This window comes from Stenotrophomonas sp. 22385, assembly GCF_052045085.1.
Classification (GTDB): Bacteria; Pseudomonadota; Gammaproteobacteria; order Xanthomonadales; family Xanthomonadaceae; genus Stenotrophomonas.
Genome location: NZ_JBQEOG010000012.1, coordinates 1 through 6,750 on the forward strand (window position 1 = coordinate 1; position 6,750 = coordinate 6,750).

The window sequence follows — 6,750 nt, forward strand, 5'->3', positions numbered from 1 at the left end:
GCTTTACCGCTTTACCGCTTTACCGCTTTACCGCTTTACCGCTTTACCGCTTTACCGCTTTACGGCTTTACCGCTCTCAACGCGGAAAACCCACCAACGAATCCTCACTGATCTCACGAATGTTGCGCGCACCCGTCAGGGTCATCGCCACGCGCATTTCCTTCGCGATCAGATCCAGCAGGTTGGCCACGCCGGCCTCGCCGTGAGCCGCCAGCGCGTACACGAACGCGCGGCCAAGCAGCACGCCGTCGGCGCCCAGCGCCAGCATGCGTACTACGTCCAGCCCATTGCGGATGCCCGAATCGACCAGGATCTCCACCTCGCCCTTGACCGCACTGGCAATGGCCGGCAGCGCACGCGCCGTCGACAGCACCCCGTCCAACTGGCGGCCGCCATGGTTGGATACCACGATGCCGTCGGCGCCGAAGCGCACCGCATCGCGCGCGTCTTCCGGATCCAGGATGCCCTTGATCACCATCGGCCCGGTCCAGAACTCGCGGATCCACTCCAGGTCCTTCCACGAAATGGACGGATCGAAATTGCTGCCCAGCCAACCGATGTAATCGCCCAGTCCGGTCGGGTTGCCGCGGTAGGTCGAAATGTTGCCCAGGTCATGTGGGCGCCCGCGCAGCCCAACGTCCCACGCCCAGCGCGGGTGCGTCACCGCCTGCAGCATGCGGCGCAGCGCCGCATTGGGTCCGCTCATTCCCGAATGCGCATCGCGATAGCGCGCACCGGGCGTGGGCATGTCCACCGTGAACACCAGCGTGGTGACCCCCGCCGCCCTGGCCCGCTCCAGCGCATTGCGCATGAAGCCGCGATCCTTCAGCACATACAGCTGGAACCACATCGGCCGATCAATGGCCGGTGCCACCTCCTCGATCGCACATACCGAAACGGTGGACAGCGTGAACGGAATGCCACGGCTCGCCGCCGCCCTCGCCGCCTGCACCTCGCCCCGTCGCGCAAACATCCCGGTCAGCCCCACCGGCCCCAGCGCCACCGGCATCGCCATGCGCTCTCCCAGCAGCTCCGCGTCCAGGCTCAGGTCGGCCACATTGCGCAGGATCCGCTGGCGCAGCGCGATCTCAGCCAGGTCCTCCACATTGCGGCGCAGCGTGTGCTCGGCGTACGCGCCGCCGTCGATGTAGTGGAACAGGAACGGCGGCAGCCGGCGTTGCGCGGCGGCGCGGTAATCGGTGGAAGCGGAAATGATCATGGGCCAACCATGGCGAAGCGTTCACGATGCGCCCATTAGACCAAAGATCTACTCCTGCGCAGCAGATTGTCGCCTAGCCGCAGCCGCACGGACTGGCCGGCCCCTTCAGTTCCACCGCATTGCCATCGGGGTCGCGCAGGGACAGCGACAGCCCGTCGCCTTCCGCGCCGAGGTTGCTGCTCACCTTCCCATCCACCACCACCCCGTGCATCGCCAGGTACTCGCGCAGCGCCGCTTCGTCGAACGGCTCGATGCGCAGACACAGGTGCTCCAGGTTGCGCCCCTGCGCCCCGGCCGCCGGGCCGCCGCGGACGCCTACTGCACCGTCCACGCTGACAAGGTCGATCATCGAAGACCCCGCATGCAGGTGCACCATGCCCAACGTCGGGCGCTCGCGCGCCACCGTGCAACCCAGCACATCGCGATAGAAGGCCACAGCACGCTGCAGGTCCTGCACCCGCAGCACCAGGTGATCAATGTGTCTGATCTCGAACGGACGCTCGCTGCTCATGGCGACTCCAGTTTCCTGGCCAGGCGACGGAACACCGTCAGCACGATCACGCACATCACGCTGACCCCGATTGCAATCACGTATTCCCCGATGCCCACCGCGATGCCGATGGCTGCGGCCATGATCAGCGAACTGGCCGTGGTCAGTCCGCTCACCTCGTCATCGCGGTTGCCGCGCAGGATGGTGCCCGCCGCCACGAAGCCAACGCACGCCACCACCGCTTCGATCAGGCGCACCGGATCCACCTGCAGCAGGTCGCGGTAGCGCTCCTGTTGGAAATGCTCGGCGATGCTGTCGCCCAGGCCCACGATCAGCGCGGCCGCGCCGGCAATCAGCATGTGCGTGCGCAACCCGGCCGCATGCTTGCCCAGCTCGCGTTCGAGCCCGAGCACGCCGCCAAACAACATCGCTGCGGCAATGCGCAGCAGAATCGACAGATCCTGTTCCAGTCCCATCCAGCTCTCCTCGGCAATGCCTCCAGCCTTGCGTGAGCGTCGTGGGAATGCCGTGAAATCCGGCGTGAGCGTGGCGTGCAGGCGCGGGCAGGCCCGCGCCTGCAGCAACCGGCTTACTGCGCCAGGTAGCCGCCATCAACGGCGTAGTAGGTGCCGGTGGCGAACGACGCGTCGGCGCTGGCCAGCCACGCCACCAGCGCCGCCACCTCTTCCGCCCTGCCCAGCCGGTTCAGCGCGTGCTTGGCCTCCAGCGCCTTGCGCACGGCCGGATCCATCTTGTCCAGCAACGGCGTGGAAATGAATCCGGGGCCCACCGCGTTGACCCGGATGTTGTCGCCCGCGTGTTCCCAGGCCGCGGTCTGGGTCAACCCGACCACGCCGTGCTTGGCAGCCACGTAGGCGGCCGAACTGGCGAACCCCACCTGACCCAGGATCGACGCCATGTTGATGATGCTGCCGCCTTTTCCGCCCCTGCGCATCGCCTGGATCTGCGCGCGCTGGCACAGGAACACGCTGTTGAGATTGACGTCGATGACACGCTTCCAGCCATCCACGGGGTAGTCGCCGCTGCTGGCCGACGGGCCGCCGATGCCGGCGTTGTTGACCCCGATGTCCAGCCCGCCCAGCTCCTGCACCGTCCGCTGCACCGCAGCGTCCACCGCCGCCTCGTCGGTGACGTCCAGCGCGATGCCGATCGCTTTCACGCCCCTGCCACGAATCGCCTCGGCGGTCTTCTGCACCGCGTCGTCCTTCAGGTCCCACACCGCCACCGCCGCGCCGGAATCGGCCAGCAGCTCGGCCACCGCCAGGCCGATGCCGGAAACGCCACCGGTGACGATGGCCACCTTGCCCTTGAGTTGGTAATCGATCATTGCACTGCCTCTGCTTGATGTCCCCCCAGCCTACGCCTCGACGGCGTTACACAACGTGCACGCAATGCCCCGCAACAATGCTTCCCATCGCTGCAACGCACCTGGGCCTATGCTGGGTGTCGTACCCCTGCACGACTCCCCTTCCCCAAGGCATCGCACATGACACAGTCTCCTGACAGTACGTTGTTCAGCCCCACCCGGCTTGGCGCCATCGACGTCGGCAACCGCATCGCGATGGCGCCGCTTACCCGCAACCGCGCCATCGATGGGCGCGTGCCCAACCCCCTCGCCATCCAGTACTACGAGCAGCGTGCCAGCGCCGGGCTGATCATCGCCGAGGCCACGCAGATCAGCCCGCTCGGCCAGGGCTACCTGGATACGCCCGGCATCTACAGCCAGGCCCAGATCGATGCCTGGCGCAAGGTCACCGATGCGGTGCATGCGCGGGGTGGCCGCATCGTGCTGCAGCTCTGGCACGTGGGTCGCATTTCGCACACCAGCCTGCTGCCGGAAGGTGAAGTTCCGGTGGCGCCGAGTGCACTGCGTGCCAATGGCAAGACGTTCACGGCCAAGGGCTTCGAAGATGTCTCCGAACCGCGCGCACTGCGCCTGGACGAAATTCCCGCACTGGTGCAGGACTTCCGCCAGGCCGCCCGCAACGCCATCACCGCCGGGTTCGATGGCGTGGAAGTGCATGCCGCCAACGGTTACCTGATCGATCAGTTCCTGCGTGATGGCAGTAACCTGCGTACCGACGAATACGGCGGCAGCATTGAAAACCGGACCCGCCTGCTCGACGAAGTGGTGCGTGCAATTGCCTCGGAAATCGGCGCTGATCGCACTGGCGTGCGCCTGTCGCCGGTCACCCCCGCCAACGATGCGCGCGATTCGCAGCCGCAGGCCTTGTTTGAACGTGCGGTCGAGCGCCTGGATGCGATTGGCGGGTTGGCCTTCGTGCATGTCATCGAAGGCGCTACCGGCGGTCCGCGCGACAACATCCCGTTCGATTACGCGGCGCTGCGGGCGAAGTTCCGTGGCCCGTGGATCGCCAACAATGGCTACGACAAGGACAGCGCCGAGCAGGCCATCGCAACCGGCTATGCCGACATGATCGCGTTCGGGCGCGCCTTCATCGCCAACCCGGACCTGGTCGAGCGCCTGCGCCTGGGTGTGACCCTGTCCGAGCTTGACCCGGACACGCTGTATGGCGGTGGCGCCAAGGGCTACACCGACTACCCCAGCGTGTCGGGTGCTCAGTAAACCGGCAACGAAATGAACGATGCGTTGCCCGGTGCATGCCAGATCTGCTGGGTCGCCTTCTGGTAATCGCCCGGCTTGGCCAGGTAGATGTTGGGCACGAAGGTCTGCGGGTTGCGGTCGTACAGCGGGAACAGGCTGGACTGCACCTGCACCATCACCCGGTGGCCGGGCTGGAACACGTGATTGGCGGTGGGCAGCCCGAACCTGTAGTCCAGCACCTGGTTGGCGGTGATTGCTTTCGGTTCGCTGAAGCTTTCGCGGTAGCGGCCCCGGAAGATCGCCATCGACACGCCCAGCTCATAGCCGCCCATCTCCGGCGTCGACGGCACCTGGTCGGGGTACACGTCGATCAGCTTCACCACCCAGTCGCTGTCGCTGCCGCTGGTGGCCGCCTGCAGGTTCACCTGCGGCGCGCCACCGATCCGCAGCGGCTCGGTCAGCGGCTCGCTGACGAAGGTCAGCACGTCGGTGCGGCCATCCACGAAGCGCTGGTCCTTGACCAGCCAGCTGGTCCACATGTCGCGGTCGGCGAAGCGCACCGGGCGCGGTGCGAACGGCACCGGCTTGGCCGGGTCGGACACATAGGCATCGTGCGTGGCCTCGCCCGCCTTCGGCGCCTCGAACGACAGCTTGCCGCCCGCACGCAGGTACAGCGGTCTGGTCTGGGCGGTGGTACGCGGCCACTGCTGCAGCTTGTCCCAGTGGTTCTCGCCGGTGTTGTAGATCAGCACCGGCGGGGTATCGGCCTTGGCCGCGCCATCGACCAGGTACTGGTCGAAGAACGGCTTGAGCACGTCGCGGCGGAACTGCAGCGCGGTATCACCATCGAACTTCAGCGCGCCCAGGCTGCTGCCGTCATAGTTGACCTGGCTGTGGCGCCATGGGCCCATGACCAGGTAATTGAGGGTATTGCTGCTGTCTCGCGGCTCCATCGCGGCATAGCTGTGCACGGCGCCCCACATGTCCTCCTGGTCCCACAGGCCCTGCAGCCACATGGTGGGCACCTTCAGTCCGGTCCTGGCCATGCGGGCATCCAGCGCCTGTTCCTGCCAGAAGGCATCGTAGGCCGGGTGTTCCACCAGCTTGTGCCACCACGCCAGCTGCTCCAGGCCGTTGGCCTTGGCATAGTCACCGGCCGAGCCGGCGCGCAGGAAGGTGGTGTAATCGTCGTAGCCGGTGCTGGGAATGGACGGCCCCTTGCCGCGCTTGGCCAGCTGGCCGGTGAAGTAGCCGAAGTTGACCTGGCGGAAGGCGCCGTAGTTGAGCCAGTCATCGCCCATCCAGCCATCGATCATCGGGCTCTGCGGCGCGGCGACCTTCAATGCGGGGTGCGGGTTGGTCAGCGCCATCACCACGGTGAAGCCCTCATACGAGGAACCCAGCATGCCGACCTTGCCGTTGCTTTCGGGCACGTGTCTGACCAGCCAGTCGATGGTGTCCCAGGCGTCGGTGGCATGGTCTACCTTGGTGTTGTTCAGTGGCCCACGCAGCGGCCGGGTCATCACGTAATCGCCTTCGGAGCCGTACTTGCCGCGGATATCCTGGAACACGCGGATGTAGCCGGCATCGACGAACACTTCGTCGCCCTGCGGGAGGATGTCGCGCATGTGCGGCGAATCGATGCGCTTGGCGCGGTTGGCGGCATCGTACGGGGTGCGGGTCAACAGCATCGGTGCGTTGCGCGCGCCCTTGGGCACGACGATGACGGTGTACAGCTTGGTCCCATCGCGCATGGGAATCATCACTTCGCGCTTGTCGTAGTCATACCCCGCAGTAGGGGTGACGAATCCCTTGGCCGGAATATCCGGCGTCATCGGCGCGGTCTGTGCCGACACGCTGGCGGCAATCATCAGGCTCAACAGCACGACAGGCACGACACGGACACGCATGGCTCTCTCCGGGAAGGTGATGGCGACCAACCCTCGCAGCCTAGCGCCGTTCTTCCCTGCCCGATATGTGCCGATGGTTGGCCGCGAACGGCCGCGCCGCAGCGGCAACGACGCGCCCGATTGACGAACGCGTCGCCACGCGCCTTTGCAAACAATGGCCTACGCTGCTCGTATCCCTGGCTTGGGCCGGCGGGCATGGGGGTACGGGGGCGCCGTAAACCCATCCTTGGGGGCTCTTGCGAAACATCCATGTTTCGCAAAGCCCCGTACCCCCATGCCCGCCGACCCTTTGACAGTCAGCCGGTGGCCAAACGAACAGCGGAAGGCGCCGACCGTTGGTCGGCACCGACCTTGTAGGGTCGGTTCCCAAACGACCGCCGACATTGCCAATCAGCGCGGTAACGCATGACCCCAACCGAAGAAAGCCGTTGCCGTTGCGTTGATTTCCCTGGGCAACCAACCAACTGTCAAAGGCTGGCGGGGGTGGGTTTGCGGGACCGTAGAGCGCCATGGATGGCGCGAACGAGCCTACAGGGACGTACTT

Annotated in this window: 6 protein-coding genes; 1 reads left to right on the top strand and 5 read right to left on the bottom strand. The window is 66.0% G+C overall.

The genetic code is table 11. The features are described 5' to 3' along the window. Positions 1 to 76 precede the first annotated feature (76 nt). From lldD to ACTJI4_RS18200, 4 genes are all read right to left on the bottom strand, one after another. Entirely contained in the window at positions 77 to 1,219 is a 1,143-nt protein-coding gene (lldD, locus tag ACTJI4_RS18185; protein WP_440870140.1) for an FMN-dependent L-lactate dehydrogenase LldD, read from the bottom strand. Positions 1,220 to 1,292: 73 nt separating this feature from the next. Further along, positions 1,293 to 1,730 carry a VOC family protein gene (locus ACTJI4_RS18190; protein WP_440870141.1) on the bottom strand — a complete coding sequence of 146 codons (438 nt, stop codon included), beginning with the start codon at positions 1,728 to 1,730 and terminating at the stop codon, positions 1,293 to 1,295. After that, positions 1,727 to 2,185 carry an MgtC/SapB family protein gene (locus tag ACTJI4_RS18195; RefSeq protein WP_392921990.1) on the bottom strand — a complete coding sequence of 153 codons (459 nt, stop codon included), beginning with the start codon at positions 2,183 to 2,185 and terminating at the stop codon, positions 1,727 to 1,729. Before ACTJI4_RS18195 ends, ACTJI4_RS18190 begins: the two co-directional genes overlap by 4 nt. Positions 2,186 to 2,298: 113 nt before the next feature. Then, entirely contained in the window at positions 2,299 to 3,057 is a 759-nt protein-coding gene (locus tag ACTJI4_RS18200; RefSeq protein WP_392921986.1) for an SDR family NAD(P)-dependent oxidoreductase, read from the bottom strand. 159 nt (positions 3,058 to 3,216) lie between these two features. Here ACTJI4_RS18200 and ACTJI4_RS18205 point away from each other — a divergent pair, with 159 nt between their 5' ends. Further along, complete coding sequence (locus ACTJI4_RS18205) at positions 3,217 to 4,317, top strand: alkene reductase (RefSeq protein ID WP_392921982.1); 1,101 nt, start codon at positions 3,217 to 3,219, stop codon at positions 4,315 to 4,317. Here the strand turns inward: ACTJI4_RS18205 and ACTJI4_RS18210 are convergent. Further along, a complete protein-coding gene (locus tag ACTJI4_RS18210; protein ID WP_440870142.1) occupies positions 4,311 to 6,206 on the bottom strand; it encodes a CocE/NonD family hydrolase in 1,896 nt (631 codons plus the stop codon). The genes ACTJI4_RS18205 and ACTJI4_RS18210 overlap by 7 nt on opposite strands. Positions 6,207 to 6,750: the final 544 nt, after the last annotated feature.

Bases quoted from the DNA above. Each gene is read 5' to 3' on its own strand.
- ACTJI4_RS18210 (WP_440870142.1), bottom strand. From the start codon at position 6,206: ATGCGTGTCCGTGTCGTGCCTGTCGTGCTGTTGAGCCTGATGATTGCC.
- ACTJI4_RS18195 (WP_392921990.1), bottom strand. From the start codon at position 2,185: ATGGGACTGGAACAGGATCTGTCGATTCTGCTGCGCATTGCCGCAGCG.
- lldD (WP_440870140.1), bottom strand. From the start codon at position 1,219: ATGATCATTTCCGCTTCCACCGATTACCGCGCCGCCGCGCAACGCCGG.
- ACTJI4_RS18190 (WP_440870141.1), bottom strand. From the start codon at position 1,730: ATGAGCAGCGAGCGTCCGTTCGAGATCAGACACATTGATCACCTGGTG.
- ACTJI4_RS18205 (WP_392921982.1), top strand. From the start codon at position 3,217: ATGACACAGTCTCCTGACAGTACGTTGTTCAGCCCCACCCGGCTTGGC.
- ACTJI4_RS18200 (WP_392921986.1), bottom strand. From the start codon at position 3,057: ATGATCGATTACCAACTCAAGGGCAAGGTGGCCATCGTCACCGGTGGC.